Genomic DNA, 2,500 nt, shown 5'->3' on the forward strand with positions numbered 1-2,500 from the left:
GTTGGAGACGCGAGAACCCCCGCTTATGGCGAGGGTTGCGTGTCCCGTTGGGACGAAATCATGAATGGGTTCTTCTTCCCACACAGGCTTCAATGCCTGGCGACGACCTACTCTTCCACTGCTTAGGCAGTAGTACCATTGGCGCAGTCGGGTTTCACGGCCGAGTTCGGGATGGGATCGGGTGGGACACCGACGCTATAGCCACCAGGCAATGAAGCGTGTGCGGGAGCTGAGCCGCTCGGTCGGCACGCTTCATGCGTGCTGACCTTGCGGCTGAGCTATGGTTCAAATCGATGCGTGCACTGTTACTGGAATATGTATCTGGCGTTCGACGCTGACATCCACGCCTATCGTCGACAACCCAGGGTTGTCATTGATGGTGTGTCCTCTCAAGCGCGAATAGGACAATTAGTATCGGTTAGCTCCATGCGTTACCGCACTTCCACATCCGATCTATCAAGGTCGTGGTCTCCGACCGTCCTATGAAATCTTATCTCGAGGGAGGCTTCCCGCTTAGATGCTTTCAGCGGTTATCCCGTCCGTACATAGCTACCCTGCTGCGCCGTTGGCACGACGACAGGTACACCAGAGGTACGTTCAACCCGGTCCTCTCGTACTAGGGTCAACTCCTCTCAAATTTCGACGCCCACGGCAGATAGGGACCAAACTGTCTCGCGACGTTCTGAACCCAGCTCACGTACCACTTTAATTGGCGAACAGCCAAACCCTTGGGACCTGCTCCAGCCCCAGGATGTGATGAGCCGACATCGAGGTGCCAAACAACCCCGTCGATATGAGCTCTTGGGGGTTATCAGCCTGTTATCCCCGGCGTACCTTTTATCCGTTGAGCGATGGCCCTTCCACGAGGGACCACCGGATCACTATGACCGACTTTCGTCTCTGCTCGACTTGTCAGTCTCGCAGTCAGGCGGGCTTATGCCATTGCACTCTAACAGCCGGTTTCCAACCGGCCTGAGCCCACCATCGCGCGCCTCCGTTACTCTTTAGGAGGCGACCGCCCCAGTCAAACTACCCGCCACAGAGGGTCCCTGCACCGGCTAACGGTGCGAGGTTAGACATCAGAAAACAACAGGGTGGTATTTCACCTATGGCTCCACACCGGCTGGCGCCAATGCTTCAAAGCCTCCCACCTATGCTACACAGTTCTTTCCTAATGCCACTCTGAAGCTGCAGTAAAGGTGCACGGGGTCTTTCCGTCTAACCGCGGGTACTCCGCATCTTCACGGAGAATTCAATTTCGCTGAGCATGTCCTGGAGACAGTGGGGAAGTCGTTACGCCATTCGTGCAGGTCGGAACTTACCCGACAAGGAATTTCGCTACCTTAGGACCGTTATAGTTACGGCCGCCGTTTACCTGGGCTTCATTTCAGAGCTTGCACCCCTCCACTTAACCTTCAGGCACCGGGCAGGCGTCAGGCCCTATACGTCGTCTTGAAGCCGACTTAGCAGAGCCCTGTGTTTTTGCTAAACAGTCGCTACCCCCTGGCCTGTGCCCCCCACGAGAGCTTGCGCTTACGTGGGGCCTCCTTCTTCCGAAGGTACGGAGGCAATTTGCCGAGTTCCTTCAGGACACTTCTCTCAAGCGCCTTGGTATACTCTACCAGACCACCTGTGTCGGTTTCGGGTACGGTCTATACGGTGGGGCTATTTCCTGGGACAGTTTCGAAGCCTGACCAATCCGATAAGGTCAGACAACACACACCATCCGTCACACACCACCAGGCCCACGAATATTAACGTGGTTCCCATCGACTACCCCCTTCGGGCTCGTCTTAGGGGCCGGCTCACCCTGCGCGGATTAGCCTTGCGCAGGAACCCTTGGTCTTTCGGCGAGAGGGCATCTCACCCTCTTTATCGCTACTCATGTCTGCATTCGCACTTCCGATACCTCCACGACCCATTACCAGATCGCTTCACAGGCGTACGGAACGCTCCGCTACCGCGTGATCGTAAGATCACACCCTAAGCTTCGGTGCGTGTCTTGAGCCCCGTTACATCTTCGCCGCAGAAACCCTTGTTTAGACCAGTGAGCTGTTACGCTTTCTTTAAAGGATGGCTGCTTCTAAGCCAACCTCCTGGTTGTTTTGGGATTTCCACATGCTTTCCCACTTAGACACGACTTGGGGACCTTAGCTGTAGGTCAGGGCTGTTTCCCTTTTGACGACGGACCTTAGCACCCGCCGTCTGTCTCCCGAGTATCACTCCTAGGTATTCGGAGTTTGGTTAGAGTTGGTAGATCTCGCGACCCCCGCATCCATCCAGTGCTCTACCCCCTAGGGTGTCCGCTCGAGGCACTACCTCAATAGTTTTCGCGGAGAACCAGCTATTTCCCGGCTTGATTGGCCTTTCACCCCTAAACACAACTCATCCGGTAACTTTTCAACGTTAATCGGTTCGGACCTCCAGTGCGTGTTACCGCACCTTCATCCTGGTCATGCCTAGATCGCCGGGTTTCGGGTCTAATACATCAAACTATGGC

Annotated in this window: 2 rRNA genes (1 of these 2 cut by a window edge); both read right to left on the reverse strand. The window is 55.4% G+C overall.

What is annotated here, in order from left to right:
* Positions 1-94: 94 nt before the first annotated feature.
* A 5S ribosomal RNA gene (gene rrf, locus ACP691_RS21560) occupies positions 95-209 on the reverse strand.
* 179 nt (positions 210-388) lie between these two features.
* A 23S ribosomal RNA gene (locus ACP691_RS21565) occupies positions 389-2,500 on the reverse strand; it runs 686 nt beyond the window's last position.

Origin of the sequence: Pseudomonas sp. DC3200b2 (genome assembly GCF_049895785.1) — a bacterium.
Classification (GTDB): domain Bacteria; phylum Pseudomonadota; class Gammaproteobacteria; order Pseudomonadales; family Pseudomonadaceae; genus Aquipseudomonas; species Aquipseudomonas massiliensis.